The organism is Kamptonema formosum PCC 6407 (assembly GCF_000332155.1).
GTDB lineage: Bacteria > Cyanobacteriota > Cyanobacteriia > Cyanobacteriales > Microcoleaceae > Kamptonema > Kamptonema formosum.
In genome coordinates this window covers 846606-872674 of record NZ_KB235904.1, presented here as the reverse complement: position 1 = coordinate 872674, position 26069 = coordinate 846606, and the positions used below count along the sequence as shown (strand labels likewise).

Genomic DNA, 26069 nt, shown 5'->3' with positions numbered 1-26069 from the left:
CAAGTTAGCGGGATCTCTGTGCCAGTCTGATAATTGTTATAATATATGGATATATTCTTGGGAGAATGCCCGTGTCGCCTTGGCCTAGTTTAGTAACTGCCTCAGCTTTACTCGTCTACTTAGTTTTCATCATCAACGTCGGGAGAGCTAGAGCTAAGTATAAAATATCTCCCCCCCAGATGACAGGGACTCCTGACTTTGAGCGCGTGGTGCGCGTTCAGCAGAATACTTTAGAGCAACTTGTCATCTTTTTGCCGTCACTGTGGCTATTTTCCGAGTTTATCAGTCCAATTTGGGCTTCTGGAATTGGTGCATTTTGGTTAGTTGGGCGCATTTTATTTGCTTGGGGTTACTATCAAGCTGCGGAAAAACGTATGCTCGGTTTTGGAATTACTTCCTTTGCTAATTTTACTCTCATTGGAGGTTCTTTAATCGGCATAATTTTGCAATTATTTAATACTTCACCATAGCTAATTGAGTCAGATTAACTTAGAATTGCTATAAGCTTCCTTCCACCCTTAATTCTATTCCCTTCTTCCTTCTTCCCTAACCCCTAGCCCCTTCTTTACCCTAGCTATATTTAGGAGAAAATATGTCAGAGAAAGAGAAAGATAAAGTTAAATTTGAAATCAGCCAACACCTCTTTGAACAGCTTTCTGAATGGCAAGATAAAATGGAAGCAGCAGATCGATTAGCCGATGAGTCAGAGAAAAGGGAAACTATAACTGAAACTCATCCAGATATTTATGAAAATCCTTCAAAAACAGATAATTTCTAGTCTGGGAATTACATTATTTTTGGCAGCATTCTCTGTAATTCCTGCCTTGGCTAACCCTTTGACTAATAGTCAAATTCAGCGGGTGAATAGCGGTTTATTTAGATCGAATTCTCAAGACTTTTTTGAGGAAGGTAGACGTAAATTAGACAGAGAAATTGAAATTTTGCTCCAAAGACTGTTAACCTCCGATCGAGAGATACTTGAGATTGATGAGGAACTGCGATCTGAGCTATGCAGCGGGGAAGTGAGAATATCGGCGCAACAGTTAGATAGAATGGACAATCACCAACTCAACACTCTTAATGCAAGAGTTAAAGAGATTTGTACGGCTAATCCACATAAAGCTGAGGCTATAAATTGATATAATAATATCATGTCCGGCAAATTACTTGCGCTCTGTCAAAAGCGAGAAGCCGAAGCCGCGAGCGAAGCGTGGCGGGAAGCGAAGCAATTCGCTTGCGTTTTGGATGACAAGTATTTAACCAGACATGATATAACGTAGTAATGACGACGAATCGAGAAGAAATGGAAAAACTGAAATTATTAATGCTAGAAGCGGAAACGGCGGGTCAATTAGCTGCCTTAATTATTGACTTCACCCATGAAGAAATAATGCAGGTTTATAGGGAACTCGTACTAGAACAGCAAGCGAGAATTCAGGCAATTTGGAAGACATATTGGTTGAATAGCTAATATCAACTCTGGGTTTATTATCCCTTTTTCTTATAGTCCGCGTAGGCGGACTTAGTTTGTGTAGTAGCGATTTCAATCGCCGACAAATAAAGGGGATAACTAACCCGATTTAATATTAAAGCATTTTTTCCAAAAATTGCTTGGCGCGATCGCACTTCGGGTTACTGAAAAACTCCCTCGGCGGTTCATCCTCAGCTACTTTTCCGCCATCCAGAAATAATATCCGGTGAGCTACTTCCCGCGCAAATCCCATCTCGTGAGTGACAATTGCCATTGTAATTCCCGTCTGCGCTAAAGCTTTCATCACATCTAACACTTCTTTAACCATTTCTGGATCGAGTGCAGAAGTCGGTTCGTCCATTAACAAAATTTCCGGTTCCATTGCCAAGGATCGCGCGATCGCCACCCGCTGTTTTTGTCCTCCCGACAGCTTAGAAGGGTAAACCTCCGCCTTATCTGACAAACCTACTTTTTCAAGTAATTCTAATCCCTTTTGATGCGCCTCATCCTTAGCAACCTGCTTCACCTTTATAGGCGCATAAATCACATTTTGCAGTACCGTCATGTGCGGGAATAAATGAAAATGTTGAAATACCATCCCTACTTTCTGGCGAATTTTCAGAATATCTACATTCGCCGAAGTAATATCAACTCCGTCAATGTAGATATTTCCAGAAGTAGGAATTTCCAGTAAATTTAAACAGCGTAAAAAAGTAGACTTACCGCACCCGGAAGGGCCGATAATAGCAATCACTTCTCCTTGATTAATCTCAGTGCTAATCTCGCGCAAAACCTTGAGATTCCCAAAGGATTTATAGAGTCTGTCAACCTTAACTGCTACTTTGGAGTCTGCGTTCGAGTACATTTGCCCCCCAAGTTAAACTAAGCACCATTAAGTAGTAAATTATTCCCACAAATATCAAAGGTTCAAAGTAAATATACTTCTCTGCTCCGACAATTGTAGCGCGACGTAGCAAATCTTCTACGCCAATTACTGAAACTAAAGCTGAGTCTTTCAACAAAGCAATACTTTCATTTACCAAGGCAGGCAAAATATTTTTTAAAGCCTGCGGTAAAATAATATCCCCCATCATTAGTTTGTAGGGAACACCAAGGGATTCTGCTGCTTCCTTTTGCCCTTTATCTACAGCTTGAATTCCAGCGCGAATTGTTTCGGAGATATAAGCCCCAGAATTGAGGAAAAAAGTAATCACACCAGCTTGCAGCGCTGATATATTATACCCCGTAAGCTGTGGCGTTGCAAAGTAAACTAAAGTTAACTGCAAAATTAGGGGCGTTCCCCGGAAAATTGAAGTGTAGCCATTGGCAAATAAGGAAAGCGGTTTAATGGTAGAAATCTTAAAGAGAGACAGGACAATTCCCCAAATAAATCCCAAAAATGCTGACAGCAGGGTAAATGTTAATGTGACCCAGATTCCGCCTAAGATAAAAGGCAGATTTGGCAATATTTTGCCAAAATCTAGACCGAACTTTGGGGTAGCGGCTGGCTGATCTGTAGTCGGTTCTTGAGCTATTGGTCGAGAAAACCACTGAGTAGCTAGTTCCTTAAGTTTACCATTGTCTTTCATTTGCTGGAGGACGCGATTAAACTCTGGAACTAATCTCGAACCTTTGGGAAAGGCGATCGCAGAACCGCTTTCTTCAGTATTAGGAATTACATTAAATTCCAAGTCGGGATTTGATTCTGCATAACCCTTAGCGACAGTATCTTCAATTATCCCGGCAGTCAATCGATTGGATTTAACTTCTTGAATGATATCAGCAATTTTATTTAGGGAAACTACCTCCACTCCCGCCATCTTTTTGACAGCTTCCTGCTGAATACTTCCCAGTTGTACGCCTACTTTCTTACCTGCTAAATCTTCAGGTTTGGTTAGTTTGCTTCCTTTATTAGCGACAATTGTATTTTGAGCTTCGTAATAAAGATCGGAAAAATCAACATTTTTTTTTCGTTCAGGTGTGGGAGTCATCCCTGCCATTACAAAATCGGCTCGCCCTGCTTGCAAAGCAGGAATTAAGCCGTTAAAATCCATACCGATGATTTGGAATTGATAGCCTAATTCTTTCGTAATATATTTGGCGATATCTACGTCAAAACCGATAATTTCATTACCACTAACAGCGGTATCTTTAAATTCATAGGGCGGGTAATCAGGGGAAGTCGCCATTGTTAAAGTCTTGTTGGCGGTTTGAGAATAACTCGCGATCGCAATCAAGGAGAAAGCGACGGCGATCGCAACCACCATCAAGGATTTTAATTTTTTCCACCGTTTCATCTTCAGCATTCCCCTTAACAATCCCAGCAAACTAGGTAAACACTTCTGTGGCTTAGTTTAATGCGCCACCGTCCCGGCAGTCAAGATATGGCTAGGACGGCGGCGCTATCAACAATTATAGTAAGTCCTCTTCCCAATAGATAATTATCCCATAAATTTACTTGTAGGGTACATAAATTAATGCACCCTACTTAAATGTTTAGAAAGTAAAGCTAGTTCGCAGAACTCCTACCCATGTTGTATCATTGTCGCTGTCGTGATCTGTATTGGTAATCACATAAAAGCCAGGGGTAACGCTGATAAAGTCATTCACTTGGATGCGATATAGAGCTTCTACATGGAGAGAAGTAGCATCATCTCTATTACTCTTAATATCATTCTCAGTCACCTTTGGCGGTATACCAACAATGATGCCACCAAGGTTGCCTTCTTTCAACAAATCCGGGAAAGCAAAAGCGATCGCACCGTTCCAAATCCCCGCACTTGCATCTCCCCCAGACAACTGTTTAGCATCTACATATCCTACCCAACTTGCAAGGGCAAATCGAGGGGAAAGTTGCCAACTTACCTCAAAACCGTAGTGATTTCCTCTGGTAGCTTCTTGGCCAAAAGGCTCATTAGCATTATTGCTGCCGGTGCCGATAGACAAGTTAACATCATTGCGGCGGGAGTAACTTCGGACATAACTTAATGCCAGATCGATCTGAGGAGTTGGTGAATAGGTCAATTGAGCTAAAGCGCCGTAGCTACCATTAAAAAGTCCGTTACCTTCAGTAGGATCGGCGGCAGTATTAGCGAGATAGCTCAAAGTTAAATTCAGCTTATTTCCTAATCGATGATTAATCGCAATTCCTGTTTCTCCAGGGGTGTTGTAAATAGCAGGATTGAAGGCCCCAAATCGAGAAACAGCACCGTCAGCGGAACCCGCTAAATAGGGATTAATAATCGGGCCCACATCGTCAGAAGTAAGTCCTTTTGCCCCAATTTCAACAGTAGTGTTATTACCAAGGGGAAAGAGATAGCTTAATTTATCGAGAATGATTTGGGAACCGTCATCGCCGTCAAAGTTCGTGCGAGTCATTGGGGTTCCAGTTGTGCGATCCAACCTCGCCATATTTCTCGCTTGCAACCTGGTTCTCAATCTGTCTTCGCCAGTAAAGCTAGTGTCGAAATTCAAGCGCACCCGGTAGCCAAAGTTTGTATTAGTATTATCATCATCAGCAGTGCCATCTCCGAAGGTATCGGTGATTCCCCAAATGGTTTCTCCATTTAGCTTGGTTGTGGTTGAGAATTGATTGGCTTCGAGTTCCGTTGCCCGCGCTTCTAAGCTATCTACTCGACCTCGCAGAGTAGCTAATTCGGCGGCAAATTCTTCTTGCAATCGTTGCAATACTGCTAAGTCTTCTTTGGTGACAAAGTTAGCTGTAGCTCCACCTATTAATCTGGTAATTTGGTCTAAGCAAGCGTTTAATCCTGCGGCAAATTCGTAGCGAGTTAATGCTCGGTTGCCGCGAAATGTGCCATCGGGATATCCCGCTATACAGCCATATCGTTCTACGAGGGATTGTAGGGCTTGAAATGCCCAATCTGTGGGCTGTACGTCGGATAGTTGAGATACTGATGTCACCTGACTCATGGAGTTGGTATCTTGCGATTTAGATACAAATTCTATCTGAGTAGGATGATTTTGCTCTGGCTCAATTGCAGTGGGTTGCGATTGCTTTACTTCGTTGGCAATGACGATGGGGGCAACTGCGTTTGATGTGTTGGTAATATCATCAATTTCCGAGTCAAATTGCTTTAGTTCGTTGGTAATTGCAATGGCATCTGTAGTATCAGGAATTTGATTAACAGCAGCCGTTTTTTCTGTAGCAATAGCTATGTTTTCTACTAGCAAAGCATTGCTAATAACAGCTAGGAAAAACCAGAAACTTTTCCCGAAAAATTTTGACATTGTTGCTACTCACACCTAATTATAACTAGGGACTAGGGGCTAGGGGAAGAAGGGACTAGGGGCTAGGGGCTAGGGGTTAGGGGAAGAAGGGAATAAGCTATTACGCATCTAAATCGAATACAAAGACGGGCAGGATGCCCATCCCACAAGAAGCTCATAAAAACTGACTGTCAAATTAGATGCGTAGCAGCTTAGAATCAGCGAGGCTACGATGCTCAGGGAAGAAAGGAATAGAATCAAACAGCTAGGATAGCAATAACAACTATCCAGCCAAATTTGATTTGACCACTAAAATTAGATGCTCTCGATCTTGAATAACTTGAATATTACTGCCTTATGAAATTTTTTCTGTCAAATTTGATATTTTTTAACGCTGGAAAGGAAAAAATTTACAAATTCCTTTCCTCCCTGCTTCTAAGGTAGCGACTCTAGGCATAACTGCCGGAAATCATCTCCTCGCTGCTCAAAATTCTGGTATTGATCGAAACTAGCACAGGCTGGTGACAGCAGGACAACTTTCGCGTTATGCTCTTTAGCAAGTTCCGAACTCCGGGAAACGGCTCGTTCCATTGTTTCTACTATTTCCCAGTTGTTGTAATTAGCTTGTTGTAAACGCTTGGCGAAGGTGTCAGCAGCGTTACCAATTAGTAAGACGGCGGCGGCTTTGGCTTGAATGGTTTCGATCCAGGCGATATCGTCGCCTTCTTTGGCTTCACCGCCTGCAATTAGGATCGCGGGTGTCGCAACGGAGGCTAATCCGACTTCGGCTGCGTCGTAGTTGGTGGCTTTGCTATCATTAATAAAGTCTATGCCGGCCCAAGTGCGGATGTGTTCGAGGCGGTGGGACACTCCGGGGAAATTAGTAATTGCTTGGGCGATCGCATCTTTTTCAATTCCTGCTAAACGCGCTGTCGCTACTGCCATCAATAAATTCTGCTGATTGTGAGATCCTACCATCCGCAAAGAATCAACGGGCAGAATTTTTTCACCCAGCGCGATCGCCCATCCATCTTCAATATACGCACCCCGCGCCGGATCTCCCAACAATTCCGCTTTACCGTTAACACTTGTCCAGCAAGCTTTTGGCCAACTTTCAACCCCTTTTTCGCGCAAATAAGGGTCATCTCCATTAATCACTTGTAACTCGGATTGCTTCAGCAAATGGGCTTTAATGTTGTAATAATTTTCTAAGGTTTTGTGGCGGCTGAGATGATCGGGAGTAAAAGTCGTCCAAATACTAATTCTAGGGGCAATTGACGGCGATGATTCAATTTGATAACTGCTCATTTCTGCAATTACCCAATCGGGAGGCTTTTCGCCCAAAGCTAATTCACAAGCAGCATAGCCAATATTGCCACAAGCCGGAGCGTAAAAACCCGCTGTTTGAAAGATAGCAGCAATCAGGGCGGTTGTGGTGGTTTTGCCATTAGTGCCGGTGATCCCAATCCAAGGCTGAGATTGCAGATGTCGCCACGCGAGTTCTACTTCTCCTATTGTCTCAATTCCGAGCTCTCTGGCGCGGATTAATGCTGGTAAATCCCAAGGAACGCCAGGGCTCACAACTATTAATTTTAAAGGTGTTGCTGGTGCAAATGAATGGCACAACTCAACTGCAATACCTTCTGTTGCGAGTTCCTGTTGTTGCTGTTGTAAGATTGGGGAGGAGGCGCGATCGCTCAGCGTTACTGAGTAACCTTCCCGTTTTAATAGTCGCGCGGCGGCAATTCCCGATCTTCCCAGACCGATAATGTGAGCATTGGGCATAGATTAAATGGCAGCGTCCCTGGTTTGACCAATCTTTATCTTACAGTAAAGCTAGCCCAAAAGTTGCCAGCGATCGCAGATATTATCCCTGTGTCCTGAGAGCCAAAGACCGACAAAGGAGGACTTAAGCTATTAGACAAGGACTTTAGTCCCTGGCAGACCAAGCTCAGGTAGTTAACACCAGTAAGTTTTCACATATTCCTTAATTACAGGTTGAAGAGTGAAAAGATTTTGTTCTCCTTCCCTAATTTTTTCAATCAAATTGCGTCTTCCCAAAGATTGAATTACTTTGCACAATTTGCCATGAGATAATTGTAGATGATCGGGAATTTTTGCTAGGGAAACAGGCACATTTTCACTGGCTAACCAAGACATTACTTGTTTTTCCGACTCGGACAAGCGATGAAAAGATTGATGTAATACTGCTTCTAAATCTCCGAAAAATAGGGTATGATAGGATAAGGCTTCGGCAACGCTACCGTTAAACACATCTTGAATCATCGTTGCCACTATTTTTAACCATAAAGGATTGCCTCCGTAGGGTTCAATTAGTTCTAACCATTTTTCCTCATCAGCTAATCCTTTTTCTCGCAGAATTGCCATTGCCCCTGCACCTAATCCGCTGAGCTCTAATGAGCGAACGGGTTGATTTCCGCCTTCTAATATAGATATTTCTTTGGGTTTATCGGAACTTATTAATATTAAACAACTGTTATGATATAGTTCTGCTATTTGTTTGAAGAATGTACCGTAATTTTCATGGTCTGGTTTATAGTTTCCCGCTAGTTGTCCGCTGCTGTTGAGGGTTTGTACGTCATCTAGTATCAGGAGACAGCGGTATTTTCGGAGGTAATCTAGTAGGGGCAATCCCCCCGCGTAGGCGTAGCCAGCCGTAGGCATCGCCCTTTCTTCGGAATTTGGGGCGGGTACGGAATTTGGGGCGGGCACGGGGGCACCGCCCCTACAGAATTGGACTATATTTGTTTGGAGTGTTTTTAGGGGTGGGGAAGTGCTTAGACTTCGCCAGAAGATGTAATCGAATTCATGTTTGATTTGTTCTACTAGGTGAACTGCGATCGCGGTTTTGCCGATGCCTGTTATGCCTAATATGGCGACTAAGCGGGTGTTTTCGTGTAAAATCCACTGTTTGAGGGTGGAGAGTTGGGGGGTGCGATCGTAAAAACTACCAGATTTAGGCATTTCACCTAAATATTCGCGTATTTTGGGTTTAGCGTTGCCTTTGTTTATAGGTTCTTCATCGGGTGGTGAGTTGGGAACTTTTGGGGAATGTGAAGTATTTTCACAGAAGTTAATTTTACCAATTTGTACAATATCTTTATTAAATTCATTAAAATTCCAAATATTTGCAAAGTTTAATCGCTCGAATGTATATCTAAAATTTGATTTATTGATTTCTTCGCCTGATATTTCTGAAAGTAGCTTCCATAATTCTGATGCAATATCTTTGATGTGACCTTCAGTGCAGTAAGATTCATCTGCTATTTTTGAGTATTTCTGACCTTGTAAAGTGCCCCGCAGTATCATTTCTTGCAGATTATCTAAGTGTTTTCCCGTATTGACAAAAACTAGGTCGTCGGCAAGTTTTAAGACTTCTTGAACGTCCATAGGTCGGTGGTGTAGGAGTTTAACTTATTATATCCTACTTTCTCCTACTTTGGTAGGTTGTTTAAATTCCTACTTTTTCCGACTGCCAAAAATGAAGTTTTTGTAGATGATGTGTGCATTAAAGATTTCCACCCAACAAGTATGAAACGAATTTTCGGTGTTTTTTTTGTTCTAGGCTTGACTATTTCTACTCTTGCTTCTAACATCCCAGCCAACTCTCAAAGCAGTACCGAGGTTTTTGAAGATCCAACGGTAGGAGACAATATTCCAGTTGATGTAGTAGTAAAAGGTGCCAGTGGGTTAAATGCTGAGGCTCGTCAGCAAGGCGCAAATGCTTTTTGCAAGTATAAAAGTTTTACTCAAGCGCTACCGAATTTTCGGTACGAACGTGATAGTACCATCGGTACTATGCAGTGGGATCGAAAAACCGAGGACTGGGTATTTTGTGAAAGCTGTAAAAGTTACCTGACGAGAGTAACTTGTAAGCAATAAGTCGATCATTGAGGGGATCATCCCGATGCGTGCAAATATATCCGTAGGGGGGAAGCATTCGGGCGAATAATTTATGGGTTTTACCAATAATTTATCTGCCGGAATGCTTCGCCCTTATCTTCCATAAAGAGCGATCGCCCTTCCTTTCCTAAAGCGCGATCGCCTCCAATATAATACTATAATTACATAAAACTAATTAAATTTCTTGAATGTCTTATGACAATGCCTGCAAATATCTCTCGGAAAAATACCCAACAGAATTTGCCACCTGGATATTAGGACAAACTCCCACATCCGTTGAAATCCTAATTATTAACTTAAGCAGAAGGATTATCTCCCTGATTCCGTTGATTTAACAAAATATCAAGAGTCCGACGATTCTCCGTTTGAAGACCACGAATCTCCTCTTGTTGTTGCACAATTATTTTGTGTTGTTCTGCCATCATTTGAAATAATTGTTGCCGTTCTTCTCTGGCCTCTGCTGCCACATTTGCTAATGCTTGAATCACGCGAGCATTACTATCTGCTATACTAGCTGTAATCTCTAGTCTGGCACCTAGAGCATCTAACCGATCGTCATTCCACCGCTCTATACTCATAGACTTTTCTCCTTTACTCTACTTTTTAAGATAGTTTTAGTTTTAGCTCTTTTTGGGTTATTCTGCGTAGGCGTAGCCAGCGCTACCCAATAATTGGGCGGATATTCAGCCTGACATCATATATCAAACGCTGCTCGATCTGCTAGTATCTTTTAGCAAAAAACAAATCCGCCTCGGCAAGAGATACGATCCAAACAATAAACATCTCAAAGCAATTCAAAATCCCACCTACAAGGTTTTAACCTTTGACAATTTGACCAAAATCTGCTAACACCCGCGCATGATTCCGCAACAAACCTAATAAGTTTAACCGATTTTGCTTAATTTCTGGATTAGAATCCATCACTAAAACACTTTCTGACCCATCAAAAAAGTTGCTAACTGCCGGAGCAATTTCCGCTAAACTTTCTACCAATTGCTGATAATTTCTACTTTCCTTAGATGCCTGAGTTTTCGGCACTAACTGCACGATTGCATCATTAAAAGCTTGTTCAGATGACTTTTGGAATAACTCTGGACGTACAAGCGTTTTAGGTTCCAACTGCATCTTATCTAAATCGCCTTGACCTGCTAGGCGAGTTGAACGATTAACTGTTTCGTAAATCTTATCTAATGTGCCGTTATCGCGGATTTGTTGGAGGAAAACAGCCCTTTCTAACGCATCCAATAAATCCTGCAACGCCCGTTCAGTATATTCTGGATCGTTTTCTCCCAAAACTGCATTCACCAAGTCATAATCAATGCCTTTTTCTTCTTGTAATAGCGTGCGGATGCGTTGCAGGAAAAAGTCAGACAAGTCTTGCTTCAAACATACGTACAGCGTGCGGATGCGTTGCATGAAAGAGTGATATTCGTCTGACTGCGAATCTGGCGGTGCTAGCTTGCCAGTTTTGGTAAGAGATTCTAATTGGGTAAATTCTACAACTTTTACGATTAATTCGTATAAGTCTAGGGGCAATTGTGCCGCCCAAGTTATGTTAATTACCGCATTGGCTGATCGCCTCAAGGCAAAGGGGTCAGAGGAACCTGTTGGTTTCATTCCTAAGCTGAAGATACTTACTAAAGTATCTAATTTATCGGCTAAGGCGACAACTTGACCTGTCAAACTTTGCGGTAAAATATCCCCTGCACCTCTAGGCAAATAATGCTCAAAAATAGCCGTTGCTACTGGTTCCGCTTCGCCGCTAGCTAAGGCGTATTTCTGCCCCATTATTCCTTGCAATTCTGGGAATTCGTAGACCATTTGGGTAACGAGGTCGGCTTTACAAAGTAAGGCGGCGCGTTGAATGTTGTTGCGTTCTTCCTCTGTTACTTGCAATTGGTCGGCAATTAAGTTAGCGATTTTGCTGAAGCGATTAATTTTATCCCGAACTGTGCCTAAATTTTCTTGAAATGTGACTTTTTCTAATTGCGGTAAATAGCTTTCTAGGGGTTTAGCCAAGTCGGCTTTATAGAAAAAGTCGCCGTCAGCTAAGCGAGCACGAACTACTCGCCCGTTACCAGTGGCAATTACATCGGATTTGGCTGGATCGCCGTTGGAAATTGTGATGAAATAAGGCAATAATTCGCTAGAAGCTTCGCTTTTCAGGATGGGGAAATAGCGCTGATTTTTGACAATAATTGTGGTAATTGCTTCGGGTGGCAATATCAAAAATTCTTCGTCAAATTTTCCGACTACTGCTGTCGGCCATTCGACTAAGTTTGTGACTTCTTCTAACAATTCAGTGGTAATATCGGCTTTGCCGCCTTGTTTTTTCGCGGCTGCTTCTACTTGTTCTCGGATTTTAGTTTGGCGCTTTTCGGGGTCAACTTCGATGTAGGCGGAACGTAGGGATTCTAGATAATTCTCCGCTTTGGAAATGGCGACTGGTTGCGGGTGTAAAACTCGATGTCCTTGGGATATGCGATCGCTGTTTACTGTCTCTGAACCATTGACTAATGTTATTGGCAAAATTGCATCATCTAATAATGCTACCAGCCAGCGAATCGGTCGGGGAAATTTTAATTCTCCGTCTCCCCAACGCATTAATCTTTTTCCTTCCAATTTGCTAATCCACTGGGGAATTAGTTCGGCTAAAATATCTGCTGTGGGGCGGCCGGGGATTTTTTTAAGGATAAAAATAAAGTCGCCTTTGTCGGTGGGACGAATTTCTAAGCTGTCGATTTCTACGCCTTGTTTTTTTGCAAAACCTTCTGCTGCTTTGGTGGGTTTGCCATCTTTAAATGCTGTGGCGGCGGGTGGCCCTTTGATTTCTTCTTCGCGATCGCTTTGCTGGGTTGGTAGTCCTTCGATGACAACGGCTAAACGTCGCGGGGTTCCATATACATTAATTGCCTCATTTGTCAAGGATTGTTCGGCGATCGCAGCCGGAATTAGTCGCTGCCATTGCGCGATCGCTTCTTTGACGAATGTTGCTGGTAATTCTTCTGTACCGACTTCTAATAAAAATGTCGCCATATCACTTATTGTTATTTTTGTCAATAGCGTTGAGGACTTAACCATTAAAATCTGAAACTTCGACCCCCCCCAACCCCCCCTTGTTAAGGGGGGGCTTTTGATTCCCTGCTGTTAAGGGATTGTCCGTCCTACTGCTGGTGATGCTAATACCCCTTAACAAGGGGGCTTTTGATCCCCCCCTTAACAAGGGGGGTTAGGGGGGTAAGTCCTAAAACAATGAACTTGCTAGTTCAAGCAATATCCAAAAAAGGCCCAAAAGTTGAGCATACCACGTAGAATCGGGATGAAACCAATCTTTCAACACCCGATGACTTTGGCGGAAGAACTGGGACAAAAATGGAGTGCGCGACTCCACCAAGATTATCCCGATATGAGCGCGATCGCGATCGAGAGTATTGTACGCTGGCTGTTGGGAGAAAAGCCAGAGCGGTTTGAAGCTCTAACTCCAGCTCAAAAGGCGATCGCTTCCCAAGCGATAGAATTTCAGTATGGGATTTTGCGACAGAGATATCTGGGAGTAACGCCAGAACAAGCTTACCGCAACTCGATCGGACGCTTGGGAGGTTTAGTCGTGTTGCGAGAGAAAATCAAGGCGTGGGTAGCATTAAGTCGCGATCGCCAGCGAAGTGCGGTAGAAGTATTACAAGAAGTAATTCAGGAAATGCTCAAAGGCGATCGCTACCTCCAGCAACAAATCGCCTGGATTGCTGAATGTACAGCCGATAAACGCCTCCGTAACGCCTTATTACTAGCAAATTTAGAAGAATATTGCTTGCGTCCGATTCGCAACCAACCGCTGTTAGTTTACCGTTTCGTTAACTACCTGCATCGCACCCAGCGAGGCGGCTTAACTCAAGTCCCAGCAGGGGATTGGGTGCGATTAGTCTCCGAGGAAATTGTCCCGCAGGATGCTGATGATACAGTTAGCCTATTAGATGAACAAGCGGTAGAGCAATATCGAGAAAATCAAGCTTGGGAAGAGCAACAAGGACTCAGAAAGAAAGTACAAGTGGAATTTCAGGCTTATTTAGCGGATGAAGTCGATCCGATGGCCGCCGAATGGCTGCGACTGTACTTATTAGGACGTTCTCAGGAAGCGATCGCCCAAGCTTTAAATATACCAGTCAAGCAGATTTATCGGCTACGGGAAAAAGTTACATATCATGCTATTCGTAACTTTGCTGTCAAAGGCGCACCCGAATTAGTTGCAAGTTGGCTAGAAACTTCCTTTGAACACAACTTAGGTTTACCGCCAAAGCAATGGCAAGAATTCTGGGAAAGCTTGACACCAGTTCAAAAGAAATTAATCCAAGACTTGAAAGCAGGTAAAACTGTAGATGCGATCGCCTCTGAAATGAACATCAAAACCAATCACGTCATCAGCGAATGGAGTCAAATATATTTAGCCGCCCAAAAATTACGGAATGGGTAATTAGTTATTCGTAATGGATAACTGCAATCTTTAGGTGTAAGATAAAAGCAGCACTCCCAAATTCTGAGAATTTTCTACTCGCGACAGGCGTTAATGGTTTTGACAAGGCGCTCAACAGTACAAAGAGCTAGAGTGCCTTTCCCAGATTGGGGATGTCAGACTTGAACAATACCGCTTCTAGTTCAACTAGAGCAGAATGGCGCAAAGTTCTCAATTTTTGGTGCATCCGATTGTCGAGGGAGTTGCAGCTTTTAGTCGCACAAAAGAGGTTGATTTGCCTGTAAAAGCGCGATCGCTCGCGTCTGTCCAAGACACCAATGGGCCAATGCTATCCAAAACTCAAACTGACTGGGCTGCTGAAATGGCTTCCGATCGGGTATTTTACCTGATTGATACTGTTCTACCTTTTGAAGCCTGCCTCTATTATCAAGTTCTGCCTCTCTCCCTAGAAGGTAGCATCTTTAAACTGGGTATTGTCGATCCGCAAGATGACTTAGCTTTGGACTACGTGCGGCGAATTTTAGCTTATATGAATTGCTCAGTGGTGACACAGCCGATTTCCTCGGAAGCTCAGCGATCGATGCTTTCGGCTTACTTGTTCCACACCAGCCAGCCACAGGAAGCAACAAAGGGAAGTCAAGAGGGAGCCACTGTCAAAACTGCTCAGAATACTACTGAAACTGTGGCTGATGATACCACTCTCATTTTATCAGTTCAGGAGCAAGTTGATGGACACAAACCTCAAACTCGGACAAGTGAACCATCCGCACCTGCAATAGCTAAACCAAGCCGATCTGAGGTTTCAGAGTCGGCGACGCTGGATGTTTTAGATGTGCAAGCTTTATATTTATCCAGTCCCGTTGAAATTCTCGCTACTTTGCCACCGAAACAGTTATTACCAGAATTATTAGCTAGAGTTTTAGAGGGGGGAATTGGCCGACTATTTTTTGAGCGGCAGCATTCCCAAGGTAAGATTTTGTGGAGTCAGGATGGGATTTTAAAATCCGTATTGGAAGGTTTAGATGGGACGGTATTTCAAGGGGTAATTAATGAGTTAAAGCTGTTGACTCAATTGCCTTTAATTCCGCTGGAAGCACCTAAACAGGTAGAGATTGAACGAGTTTATAAGCAAAGTCACTTGCTCTTACGGTTGCGAGTGATGCCTGGAACTCACGGAGAGGAAGCAACGCTTCAGGTTTTACGGGGGGCAGCTTTAAGGTTTTATCAGCAGCAACAGTTATCTAATTTAAACAGGGATGCCTTGCGACTGGCGGAACAGCTTCAGCGGAAGGTAAATCAAATTCGCGATCGCACTCGTCTTGCTACTATGCCTGTAGATATTTCCGCTTTAGAACAGTTGCTTAAGAGTGTAGATCGGCAGCTTGAAGCTTTGATGGCTGAGAATAAGATCAATCATCCCGATCCTTAGATGAAGGATGATGACGGTACAAGTTGATTTATTATTTGTTAGGACTTTTCTTGAATCTACTTGTGCCGATAGCTCAAAATATATCTTTTATATAGTTGGAAACACCTTGGCTACCGTTTCCATACTTTCTAATGAATTCATTAATGAGCCGTTGAGCTGCGACTTCTATAGCATCATAAATTGAACTTTGTGCTAAAACTTGATTGGCGGACTGACGCAGAATTTCAAACAGGTTAGCAGTATATTCAGGATCTTCGCTCACAAAATCCCATAGTTCTCGACCAATTAAAGTCGTAATTTGCCAATTGGGTAAAAGTTGCTTCAGCAAGCCAATTGTTACAGTCTGGTTAGTTCTCTTACCATAAGCTATACCAATACAAGCTCGATCGCCTTCATTAAATTTTTCTTGAATTTTTACCGCCCAATATACTATCTGGTCTTTATCCATATCATTCGGCCCACTTTTTACTTGAATCCAGCATCGATCGCCATCACTTGTAGTCTTAATTACGTCCCATCCAGACTTACCAGGAGGACTAGCTGCACTTTCCGAGCAAGATATCAAAAGTTTCTGGATAAAAAATCCCATTGATGTGACAATAGATCTAGTAGCACTCATAAAAACATTAAGTCTCACCACTTCCTCTGGAGTTTCTAGATTTAGCGCCCTAATTAAAAAGGGGTTAGGGTTAATTTTTTCTAAAGTCAAGTTTTGGAGCATCGTTAGTTGTCGCCTTGTGAAATCACGACAGATACTAGCTAAAAAATTCTCAGCTATTGTTAATTGTGGCGCAAGCTTACCAGATGCGATAAAAACTAAAATGCGTTCAATTTCATCATCATTGAATTTAATCGCTCTTTTACCAAAAATACTCCTAACATTTGTCAGATTTTCGGCTTTTAAACGTAGGAATTCTTCTACTTCTGCAAAGTGCCCAGCAAAACTCGCAGCTTTTGTGGCTGGTATTCCCAATTCTTTTTCTAAAATAAATCCTAAAAGTTGATGAAGCTGTTCTTCAGACATTATTTTAATTACATAGTTGATTATAAAATTATTTAAAACAGAGAAAGTTGCTCACAAATTTCTCTACCTTTAACTCGATCGCCTCTGATGATCTGGTAAAGATAGTGAGCGATTGCTGACCCCAAAAGTACCGGAACTGCATTTCCAATTTGGCGATACTTAGAGGCAGTAGAACCATAAAAAACCCAGTCGTCAGGGAAGGTTTGAATGCGTGCAGACTCTCTGACACTCAAAGGGCGTAATTCATCTGGGTGACACATATCAGTAGCCTTTTGATGAGGGCTAGTTGTAACTGTAGGCGATGGTTTATCCCATGTCAATCGCCGATAAAAGCCAACTTTTCCGCCTTCAGATTTGTAAGCGCCTCCCATTGCTTCCTGCTTTAACTCATTAGGTAAATTTTTCCAATTCTCACCAGCTTTTAACAGGCGTAGATACTTAAGACGAGCTTCAGAATAAGGAATATACTCTGGCTGAGGATCGATTAATCCTTTTAGTCCATCTTTGAGTGTAATCCATTTTGGCAGTCTACTTACCCCACTTTGACTATGAGTAGGGAGCGGTAAAGTCACTGAATCGCTACCTTTATAACCAATAAAAATAACTCTTTCTCTAACTTGAGGCACGCCGTAGTCAGCAGCATTTAGTAAATCATAAACAACCTCATAGCCAATGCGTTTTATCTCTGCTAAAATCACTTGCATAGCAGCACCAGCCATCTCATCAGGTGCAAGATTTGGGTGGTTTATCCCTCTTTGTTCGTGGGGTCGGTGACGAATTGGGGCTGATAGCAATCCTCGGACATTTTCCATTATAAAAAACCGAGGTTGGATTTCTTCAACAATGCGGATAAAATCCATAAATAAGCTGCCACGAGGATCGCCAACAGACCCTCGTTTTCCGGCGGTACTGAATGGCTGACAAGGGGGGCCACCAGTCACAAGGTCTACTTCACCAGGGCGCAAAGGTCTATCTATACCTAATATCTTTCCACCTTCTTTGAGGAGAGTTTGAGCGCTGACTTCACGAATATCTCTTGGTATCGCACATAGGGAAAGGTGGGGGCGGTTGAGAGAGATAGTTTTGACAGCATCAGGTTCAATTTCTACTAAGCTTACTGTCTGAAATCCGGCTTTTTCTAGCCCTAAATCTAAACCGCAAGCTCCGGTAAATAAACTAACAGATATTGGCCGATCATTAATCACCAACTTAATCCTCATACCAAATTACATTCAAATCGCAAACCTGCCCTCACTAATTAACAATGTAGGGGCAAGTTTAAAAAACTTACCCCCACATTCTTTCTACATCTAATTAACAATTAGCAACCTAAGCCAAAACTGGCACAGGTTGCGGCCAGCGTTTCACCGCTTTACCAATCACGGCCAACTCACCCACCAATTGATCGAACTGATCTGGTGTCAAAGATTGCGGCCCATCCGATAACGCCTTCTTAGGATTCGGGTGTACTTCAATCATCAACGAATCTGTACCAGCCGCGATCGCAGCCATCGCCATCGAGGGCACATACTCCGCTAAACCAGTCCCGTGACTGGGGTCAATCATAATCGGCAAATGAGTCAGTCCTCGCAACACTGGAATCACCGACAAATCCAAGGTATTCCGCGCATACTGACGGTCAAACGTCCGAATACCCCGTTCGCACAAAATCACATCGGGATTACCCGCAGCCAAAATATACTCAGCCGCCATCAGCCAGTCTTCAATTGTCGCCGCCATCCCCCGCTTCAGCAGTACAGGCTTATTCCGAGCCCCTACCTTCTTCAACAGCGAGAAATTCTGCATATTTCGCGCCCCAATCTGGATCACATCAGCTACTTCCTCGATCGCATCCAAATCGGCCGCATCCATTACTTCCGTAATAATCCCCAAACCGCTAGCTTCCCGCGCCGCCGCCAACAGTCCCAAAGCACTTTCGCCGTGTCCTTGGAACGCATAAGGCGAAGTCCGAGGTTTATAAGCGCCACCTCGGAGAAACTGAGCACCCGCAGCCTTCACCCGCCTTGCTGTCTCAACGATCATCTCCTCATTTTCCACCGAACAAGGCCCAGCCACGATCGTCAGTGGGTGATGCAAGCCAATGGGAACGGTTCCTGCGGGAGTAGACACCAAAACTTCACTCGGTTCACCCTGGCGGTACTCCAGAGAAGCCCGCTTATAAGGACGTTCCACCCGCAACACTTCCTCAATCCAAGAGCTCATTTCCCGCAATTGCAGCGGTTCCAGCTCAACAGTATCGCCGACCAAACCGATCACAACCTTATAACGCCCGACAATTTTTTCTGGAGTCAGACCCCAAGTTGTGGTTAGTTCTTCATTAAGCTTGTCAATTTCGGCCTCTGGAGTGCCGGCCTTCATCACAATAATCATTTTTGTTCGTTGGTAATTGGTTAACAGTTAAACAGTTAACAGTTAACCGTTAACAGTTAACCGTTAACAATTAACTTTTTGGCTTTGCCGATCGCCACGCTGCCCGCATCCGTCCAAAATTGGTATTGAATTCTTCCCAACCAATGATGCTACCCGGATTTTCTTCATCCCAAGATGCAGAGAGGACACCATAACTCAGCCCTAAAACCCCTAAACCGAAAAAGCCCATACTCAAAAGTACAACCGCTGAGTTTGGTAAAGCGAACCAACCTTTGCTCACGACTAAATAACTGGCAATAAACGTCGAAATTCCGGCTGCTGTAGGTACGCCGCATAATAGTGCCATGCGGCGGATCATGCGTTTGCTGACAACATCTGGAATCCCCATTGATGCCCGTGAGGTGGAGGGCTGCTGTGTGTCCTCAGCGGCCTTTACCTGGGGTTCTGGGGGGGCTTTAGGCTTTTTTTTCGTTTTTTTAGCAGGTTCAAAGGGCAACCGTTCTTTAGGAGGTTCTGAGGACATACAACTAGGGACTAGGGGAAGAAGAAGGGGCTAGGGGCTAGGGAAGAAGGGAATAGAATTAGCGGGCTTCAGCAATAAGCGAGTGTCTTAAATGCCTTGGCGATCGCTATATTTCAGACTCTAGCCGCGAATGCCGAGGCGAGCAATTAAAGCTTGATAGCGAGCTCTATCTTGTTTCTGGATGTAGCTTAGCAGGCGGCGGCGGCGGCCGATCAACTGCATTAAACCCCGTCGGGAAGAAAAATCTTTTTGGTTGACCTTCAGGTGGGCGCTGAGCTTGTTAATGCGATCGCTCAGCATGGCTACTTGTAGGTCTGCCGATCCTGTATCGGTTTCATGGGCTTGATATTGGCCCATAATTTCTTGTTTGCGCTCTTGTGTTAGTGCCATGAATGGAATTTAAGTTTTACTTTACTAATGCGACAATCCCTGATTGTATCACATTTGGGACTTACACATAAATCATTTATAAAGCTGCCCTCACTTGCAGTAAAGATACCGCAAGCGAGGGCAGCGTTAAGTGAGAAGAAGGCTTGCTGTATAAGCATTCTTCTCGATCTCCTAGATATAGCAACCGCTTTCGTCGGTTAGGACGTTTTGAATTCTTGAAACCATTGACTCTATTCCCTTCTTCCCCTAGCCTCTAGCTATAAATAAAGCCTTCTACCTTCTACCTTCTATCTTCTACTTACGAACAAGATTCAGGGGGCGACAAGCGCCCCCTGAATATCAGTCTTAAATTTGTTCGCTGTTGGCGGCTTCCAGGGAGACAATTGCTCCCTTTTGATGCTTTTGCTCAGCGTTTTTTCCCAACAATCTTACAAGAAAGAACTACTACTAAGAGCAGATGAATTCACATTATAAACCACTCCTAAGTAGTTATTCCCCGACTTAATTACCGTTGAAGCTACAGCAGTTGCCCCATCTAAGATGACATTCACTGATTCAAAACTTAATTGACTGAAAGTAAAACCAACCAACTTGATTTTATCATCAGTAGAATTGAAGTCAGTAATTACATCAGCCTGATCGGGGCTAGTGGCAGTAAATTCTAACACAAAGTTATCCTTTCCTGCACCACCTGTGAGAGCATCAAAACCTCGATCGCCCCACAATTCATCATCTCCATCTCCGCCAAGTAAGACATCATTTTCCTTACCACCGCGTAAGATATCGTTACCAGCGCCACCAGTGAGAGTGTCATTATCATTATTGCCACTCAAGAAGTCATCGCCATTACCACCAGATAATTTATCCGACTCCTTACCACCAAATATTTGATCGTTACCATCACCACCATCAATAATATCAGCACCTCGATCGCCATAAATTGTGTCAGTACCACCACTTCCCGTCAAGTTATCATTACCAGATAACCCACGAATTGGCTGACCAAAAGCAGATGTGGGAATGCTGGTATCATCAAAATCAGATAGTAAATATTGACCATTTACCACTTGATTTGATGGTAAATTAGTGCGCTCACCGGCACCGATTAGACCGATTGGTGGCGTGTTAATTACGATCGCATTAGATCCCGTTGTCGTTGTTGTTGTCGTTCCTCCTCCCGATGGTGAAGGTGAGGGTGCGGGTGCGGGTGTAGGTGTGGATACAGGTGTAGACCCACTGACAACAAGTTGGAAAACATCACTGGTTGAGGCTTTCCCGTCATTCGCAGTCAATTTCACCTTTAAGTTTCCGACATTTGCCACCGCTGGTGTGCCACTGAAAGCCAGAGTCGCGGCATTAAATGTTAACCAAGTTGGTAAAGCCGTGCCGTTTTCTAGCGTTGCAGTGTAAGTCAACGGGTCACTTTCAGCATCCGTAAATGTACCTGCGGGTACGATAAAGTTAAATGCTGTGTCGATTACCGCTGACTTATCAGTAATTGCACTGGCAACTACAGGAGCAGTATTGACTTTATCGGATACCGTCAAAATGAACGTATTGCTTGTAGCAGCTTTTCCATCCGAAGCCGCCACATTAACTTTTAAGTTGCCGATATTTGCCGTTGTAGGCGTACCACTAAAAGCACCCGTTGTCGCATCAAAGGTTAACCAAGTCGGTAACGCCGAGCCATCTTCCAGCGTCGAACTATAAGTTAAGGTATCGTTGTTAGCATCAGTAAACGTACCCGTCGGAACTGTAAAACTAAACGCCGTATTAATCGTTGCCGATTGATCGTTGAGCGCCACAGCCAGCACAGGAGCAATATTTTTACTAACAGTGTAAACTTGTCCCTTAAAGTCCCCATCATTCAGTGCCGTACCGCCTAAAGTAGCATTCAGGGAATTAATGATGCTATTGTTATCGGTTAAATCCAGCCCCAATGTACCATCAGCAGTACCCGTATTCACCGACACATTATAGGTTTTACCCGAACCCGTGACAGTACCAATACTTGCCCCAGTAGTAGCGGTTCCCGATAAGGAGAAGTCCGCAGTATCTACCCCTGTCACGCTCTCATTAAAGGTGACTGTATAATTTACTGCTGTTGCCGTAGTCGGATCGGTATCAACGCGGCTAATAGCAGTAACGTAGGGACCAACAGGGGAATATGTGACAGAATTATCGGTGCTGGTACTGGCAGTATTACCATTGCCAGCTAAATCTGTAGCACCACTGGCTTTAACGGTAGCAGTCAAGGCTCCTGGTGCAGACAACCCTGTTACTGCTACGTTGTAATTTTGACCTGTAGCATCTCCCGTGATGGTAGCAGTGGCCCCGGTGACTCCACTGAAAGTAATGTCGGTAGCATCAAAATTCTTCACCGGTTCGCTAAAGGCGACGGTGTAGTTAATCAAACTATTTGTTGTCGGATCGACTTGGCTACTGGCTTGGTTAATCGTAACTGTGGGTGGAGTGGTGTCAATGACTATGGCTTTATTTGCACCCAGGGAGTTAATTGCAGCGGGAGCCGGGAGAGTGAGATCCGCATTGCTAGTCGTCACCACCGTATCTGTAATAGAAGCGCCTGCGGGGACAACAAGAGAGGTGATGGCGGTATAGTCGAGGTCAGCACTGGTTTGACCTGCGCCTACAGTGTAGTTAAAGGTGAGTGCATTTGTACCCGTGCCACTGGCATAACTAGCTGTTCCCCCTGAGTTGAGAGTTAGCGTCGGTGTGCCGGTGACAATGACGGATTCGCTAAATGTCACGGTAATCGGAACTACTTGACCGAGCGGATAGCTACCATCCGCTAAAGTTGAGGTAACGCTGGTAACTTTAGGTGGAACGTTCGCGTTAATCAACAGTGTCGGGGCTGCGGTATTGCCATTTGAGGCTGCATCCGTCGCTTTACCCGCAGCCACATCAATGGTGACAGGCCCATCTGCCGTAGGTTTGATATCAAAGGTGTAGTTTACCCCTGAGCCAGCAAAGTTGCTGATAGTACCATTGCCTACGGTTAAATCAGTGACATCAAATCCCAGGACATTTCCACTAGCTTCAGTAAAGGTGGCCGCGACGCTAAATGTCCCCGTCACTGGTGCTGTGGCTGCGGTTGTTAAGGCAACTGTGGGTGCTGTTGTGTCAATAACTAAAGCTTTAGTCGTAGCTAAGGTTGCAGCAGGAAGAGTCAGTGTCGCAGCATTACCCGCAGCATCTGCGATCGTACCCGTTAACAAGGTTGCATCAAGATCGGCACTGGTGTCACCTGCGGCTGGGGTGTAGTTAAATGTGAGCGTATTTGTACCGGCACCACTGGCAAGGTTAACAGCAGTTGTTACTCCTCCTCCCAGAGTCAGCGTCGGTGTACCAGTGACATTGACAACTTCGCTAAATGTAACAGTAATCGGAATAGTGGCCGTTGTTGTATAACTACCATCAGCGGTGGTAGAGGTAATACCGGTGATAGTAGGTACGGTGGTGTCAATGACTAAGGCTTTATTCGCACCCAGGGAACCAGCCGCAGCCGGAGCAGGTAGAGTGAGTGTAGCTGCGGTACCTAATGCCGAATTAATCGTACCGCCATTAAGGGCGAGGGCGGCTGCACTGCCATAATCAAGGTCGGCAATGTTGTCAGTTGCGCCTACGGTGTAGTTAAAGGTGAGTGTATTCGTACCACTACCACTGACAAAGGTGGCCGGTCCTGTTACTCCTGCTGCCAAGGTTAGTGTCGGTGCGCCAGTGACGTTAACGATTTTGCTAAATGTAACGGTAATCGGAATAGTACCGACGGTGGCATTATAGCTGCCATCGGCGGTACCAGAGGTAACGTTGGTGATAGTAGGTGGTAAATCGGCAGTGATGCCAGCTAATTGAGGGGCGGCTGTATTGCCATTTGTGGCAGCATCTGTTGCCTTAGCCGCAGCAACATCAACGGTGACAGCGCCATCTGTCGTGGGTGTGATAGTAAAGGTGTAGACGTTTCCAGCAACTGTCAAATTACTAGCAGCACCATTGCCTACGGTGATATCCGTAAGATCAAAAGTTGGTGCCACAGTTTCATTAAAGGTAGCTGTGACGTTAAATGCGCCCGTAACTGTTGCTGCTGGTATCACTTGTGCTAGGGCAACTGTGGGTGCAGCAGTGTCAATGACTAAATCTTTATTTGTAGCCAGGTTGTTCGGTGCAGCAGGAAGACCAAGTGCATAAGCGTTACCGACAATATCTGCGATCGTGCCAGCAATCGCGGTTGCATCAAGATCGGCACTGGTGTCACCGGCGACTGGGGTGTAGTTAAATGTGAGGAATTTTGTACCGGTACCACTGGTATAGTTAACTGGGGTTGCTACTCCTCCCAAGGTTAGCGTTGGTATGCCGGTGACGTTGACGATTTCGCTAAATTCAACGGTAATCGGAATAGCTGTTGTTGTTGTATAACTGCCATTAGTGGTGGTAGAGGTGATGTTAACGGCAGTAGGTATTGCCCCATCATTAACGATTAAGGCTTTATTCGCACCGAGAGAGCCAGCCCCACCAGCGGTGGGAAGAGTTAAAGTGGCAGCGCTGCCATCGGAGACTGTGCTTATCGTACCGTTGAGGACAGTTGAAGTATAATCAAGATCGGCACTATTTTCATTTGTGGCGGTCGTGTAGTTAAACAGGAGATTGGCGGTACCGCTACCACTGACATAAATTGCTGTTCCTCCTGTGTTAAGAATTAAACCTGGGAATCCAGGTGCGCTGGAAACGTTTACGGGTTCGCTAAATGTCACCGTAATAGGAACAACTTGGCCTGGTAAATAAGTGCCATCAGCTAAAGATGAAGTGACATTGGTGATGGTAGCAGGCAAAGTATAACCATAATTGGCAAAATTTAGGGGTTGGGTTTCCACTTCCCCAAATCTCACTTCTAAATTCCAGTCTCCACCTAATGCCGCAGCGCCGGTTAAGTTATTAGAAGCCGCTACACCGGCACCGGTAATTTCACTGAGTTTCTTAACAAATTTATTACCAATTTCTCCAGCGGCGACATTACATCCATATAATAGAATATCGCCAGTTTTAGTAAGGGATTTTCCCCATTGTTTGAGCCGATCGCCTAAAGCTTCGATCGCGTTCCCATTAATCACCTCAGTACCGAGCGTGATACTCCCTTCGCTACCGTGAGAAATGATATGCAGTGCTTCCAGATCGCTTTCTCCGGCTAAGGATTGAGTGATTTGCGCGATCGCGCTGGATTGGTCATCTAAAATGACAACTTTACTGCCTTGGGCAGCGTTTTGAGCAAGGATTTGATAATCTTCTACTGAAGAATCAATGAAAATGATTTGGTTATTCATGGTTTCTTACTTAATTTCCTTTCGCCCACTCATATTTACCAGATTGACGTAGAATGTCAGTCAAATTAACGAAAATAAGTAGATGCAGTCTGAGTTTCTCAGATTTATTGTGAAAATGTCAACCCATTTATCGAAAAATTTACAACTGTCAACAATTATGAACTGCGTTAATAAATTCTAGAATTTCTCAATAGCGGAAATTAAGAAATCTGGTCTATCTTTTCCCTAGCTATCCTCAATTACCGACTCAACCAAGCGATCGCTTCTCGAATCCAATCTTCCGCATTACCTTTCTTTAACAAACTCGGATCTTGGCTAAGAGCCTGTAATGCCTGCATTACCTCCGCTCCAGTGTATCCCAAAGCGAGTAAAGTCATCTCAACTTCTTCTTGAATAACTGAACTGACTCCCGCAGGTACAGATGTTGACAAACCCTCTTGATTCCGCCATTCTGATAGTTTAGTTCTCAGTTCCAAGACGAGACGTTCGGCAGTTTTGTTCCCAACACCGGGAGTTTTGGCCAAAATGCGGGTATTACCGCCTACTATAGCTTGAACTAAGTCTTGCAATCCTAAAGTTTCCAAAAGTGCGATCGCCAGTTGTGCCCCAATACCGCTAACACTGACTAATTGCCGAAATAAATTTCGTTCCGCACCGGAAATAAAACCGTATAATACCATTTGGTCTTCCTTAACTTGTTGGTGAGTAAAAACTTGCACCACTTCCCCCATCGCTGGCAATTGTCCCGTCATTCGAGGCAAAATTTGCACTTCATAACCGATTTGATTGACTTCCAGAATCAGCATCACCCGATTGTTACCTTTTTGGATATCTGCTACCGTACCTTTGAGATAGTTAATCATTACTACTAAGTCCTATTTAA

The 26069-nt window shown here is 44.1% G+C and carries 21 protein-coding genes; 7 read left to right on the top strand and 14 right to left on the bottom strand.

The genetic code is table 11. The features are described from left to right. Window positions 1-65: 65 nt before the first annotated feature. The 4 genes from OSCIL6407_RS0120795 to OSCIL6407_RS0120775 all read left to right on the top strand — a co-directional run bounded on the left by OSCIL6407_RS0120795 (window position 66) and on the right by OSCIL6407_RS0120775 (window position 1471). Entirely contained in the window at window positions 66-470 is a 405-nt protein-coding gene (locus OSCIL6407_RS0120795) for an MAPEG family protein (protein WP_007357210.1), read from the top strand. 122 nt (window positions 471-592) lie between these two features. After that, window positions 593-778 (top strand): hypothetical protein, encoded by a 186-nt coding sequence (locus OSCIL6407_RS0120790; protein WP_007357209.1) that lies wholly within the window; start codon window positions 593-595, stop codon window positions 776-778. Further along, on the top strand, window positions 747-1139 hold the full coding sequence (locus tag OSCIL6407_RS0120785; protein WP_007357208.1) for a hypothetical protein: 393 nt from the start codon (window positions 747-749) through the stop codon (window positions 1137-1139). Before OSCIL6407_RS0120790 ends, OSCIL6407_RS0120785 begins: the two co-directional genes overlap by 32 nt. A 143-nt stretch (window positions 1140-1282) precedes the next feature. Beyond that, window positions 1283-1471 (top strand): hypothetical protein, encoded by a 189-nt coding sequence (locus OSCIL6407_RS0120775; protein WP_007357207.1) that lies wholly within the window; start codon window positions 1283-1285, stop codon window positions 1469-1471. Between the two features lie 115 nt (window positions 1472-1586). Here the strand turns inward: OSCIL6407_RS0120775 and OSCIL6407_RS0120770 are convergent, their stop codons facing one another. The 5 genes from OSCIL6407_RS0120770 to OSCIL6407_RS0120750 form a co-directional block, all read right to left on the bottom strand. Beyond that, entirely contained in the window at window positions 1587-2336 is a 750-nt protein-coding gene (locus OSCIL6407_RS0120770; protein WP_007357205.1) for an amino acid ABC transporter ATP-binding protein, read from the bottom strand. Then, a complete protein-coding gene (locus OSCIL6407_RS0120765) occupies window positions 2302-3768 on the bottom strand; it encodes an ABC transporter substrate-binding protein/permease (RefSeq protein ID WP_019487624.1) in 1467 nt (488 codons plus the stop codon). Before OSCIL6407_RS0120765 ends, OSCIL6407_RS0120770 begins: the two co-directional genes overlap by 35 nt. Window positions 3769-3967: 199 nt before the next feature. Beyond that, window positions 3968-5722, bottom strand: a complete 1755-nt coding sequence (locus OSCIL6407_RS0120760; RefSeq protein WP_007357203.1) for an iron uptake porin — start codon at window positions 5720-5722, stop codon at window positions 3968-3970. A 414-nt stretch (window positions 5723-6136) separates the two neighbouring features. After that, window positions 6137-7486, bottom strand: a complete 1350-nt coding sequence (gene murD, locus OSCIL6407_RS0120755; protein WP_007357202.1) for a UDP-N-acetylmuramoyl-L-alanine--D-glutamate ligase — start codon at window positions 7484-7486, stop codon at window positions 6137-6139. A gap of 174 nt (window positions 7487-7660) precedes the next feature. Then, window positions 7661-9112 (bottom strand): NB-ARC domain-containing protein, encoded by a 1452-nt coding sequence (locus tag OSCIL6407_RS0120750; RefSeq protein ID WP_007357201.1) that lies wholly within the window; start codon window positions 9110-9112, stop codon window positions 7661-7663. A 141-nt stretch (window positions 9113-9253) separates the two neighbouring features. Between OSCIL6407_RS0120750 and OSCIL6407_RS0120745 the strand changes: the two genes are divergently transcribed. Further along, window positions 9254-9604 (top strand): hypothetical protein, encoded by a 351-nt coding sequence (locus OSCIL6407_RS0120745; RefSeq protein WP_019487623.1) that lies wholly within the window; start codon window positions 9254-9256, stop codon window positions 9602-9604. Between the two features lie 317 nt (window positions 9605-9921). Here OSCIL6407_RS0120745 and OSCIL6407_RS0120740 read toward each other — a convergent pair whose 3' ends face one another. Continuing rightward, entirely contained in the window at window positions 9922-10203 is a 282-nt protein-coding gene (locus OSCIL6407_RS0120740; RefSeq protein WP_007357198.1) for a hypothetical protein, read from the bottom strand. 238 nt (window positions 10204-10441) lie between these two features. Then, window positions 10442-12661, bottom strand: a complete 2220-nt coding sequence (gene glyS, locus OSCIL6407_RS0120735; protein ID WP_007357197.1) for a glycine--tRNA ligase subunit beta — start codon at window positions 12659-12661, stop codon at window positions 10442-10444. A gap of 283 nt (window positions 12662-12944) precedes the next feature. Between glyS and OSCIL6407_RS0120730 the strand changes: the two genes are divergently transcribed. Next, on the top strand, window positions 12945-14093 hold the full coding sequence (locus OSCIL6407_RS0120730) for a HetZ-related protein 2 (RefSeq protein WP_007357196.1): 1149 nt from the start codon (window positions 12945-12947) through the stop codon (window positions 14091-14093). Between the two features lie 196 nt (window positions 14094-14289). Then, a complete protein-coding gene (locus OSCIL6407_RS0120725) occupies window positions 14290-15522 on the top strand; it encodes an ATPase, T2SS/T4P/T4SS family (RefSeq protein WP_007357195.1) in 1233 nt (410 codons plus the stop codon). A 73-nt stretch (window positions 15523-15595) separates the two neighbouring features. On the opposite strand, the gene OSCIL6407_RS0120720 is transcribed toward OSCIL6407_RS0120725, so the two are convergent. The 7 genes from OSCIL6407_RS0120720 to ruvA all read right to left on the bottom strand — a co-directional run bounded on the left by OSCIL6407_RS0120720 (window position 15596) and on the right by ruvA (window position 26049). Continuing rightward, window positions 15596-16546 carry a PmeII family type II restriction endonuclease gene (locus OSCIL6407_RS0120720; RefSeq protein WP_007357194.1) on the bottom strand — a complete coding sequence of 317 codons (951 nt, stop codon included), beginning with the start codon at window positions 16544-16546 and terminating at the stop codon, window positions 15596-15598. Window positions 16547-16578: 32 nt separating this feature from the next. Further along, entirely contained in the window at window positions 16579-17751 is a 1173-nt protein-coding gene (locus tag OSCIL6407_RS0120715; RefSeq protein ID WP_026103798.1) for a DNA cytosine methyltransferase, read from the bottom strand. 124 nt (window positions 17752-17875) lie between these two features. Beyond that, complete coding sequence (gene aroF, locus OSCIL6407_RS0120710) at window positions 17876-18937, bottom strand: 3-deoxy-7-phosphoheptulonate synthase (RefSeq protein WP_007357192.1); 1062 nt, start codon at window positions 18935-18937, stop codon at window positions 17876-17878. A 70-nt stretch (window positions 18938-19007) separates the two neighbouring features. Then, on the bottom strand, window positions 19008-19460 hold the full coding sequence (locus OSCIL6407_RS0120705) for a PAM68 family protein (protein ID WP_007357191.1): 453 nt from the start codon (window positions 19458-19460) through the stop codon (window positions 19008-19010). A gap of 120 nt (window positions 19461-19580) precedes the next feature. Beyond that, window positions 19581-19850, bottom strand: coding sequence for a 30S ribosomal protein S15 (rpsO, locus tag OSCIL6407_RS0120700; protein ID WP_007357190.1), 270 nt, complete (start codon window positions 19848-19850; stop codon window positions 19581-19583). Window positions 19851-20278: 428 nt separating this feature from the next. Beyond that, window positions 20279-25186 (bottom strand): DUF4347 domain-containing protein, encoded by a 4908-nt coding sequence (locus tag OSCIL6407_RS0120695; RefSeq protein WP_007357189.1) that lies wholly within the window; start codon window positions 25184-25186, stop codon window positions 20279-20281. A gap of 239 nt (window positions 25187-25425) precedes the next feature. After that, a complete protein-coding gene (gene ruvA, locus OSCIL6407_RS0120690; protein ID WP_007357188.1) occupies window positions 25426-26049 on the bottom strand; it encodes a Holliday junction branch migration protein RuvA in 624 nt (207 codons plus the stop codon). Window positions 26050-26069 lie beyond the last annotated feature (20 nt).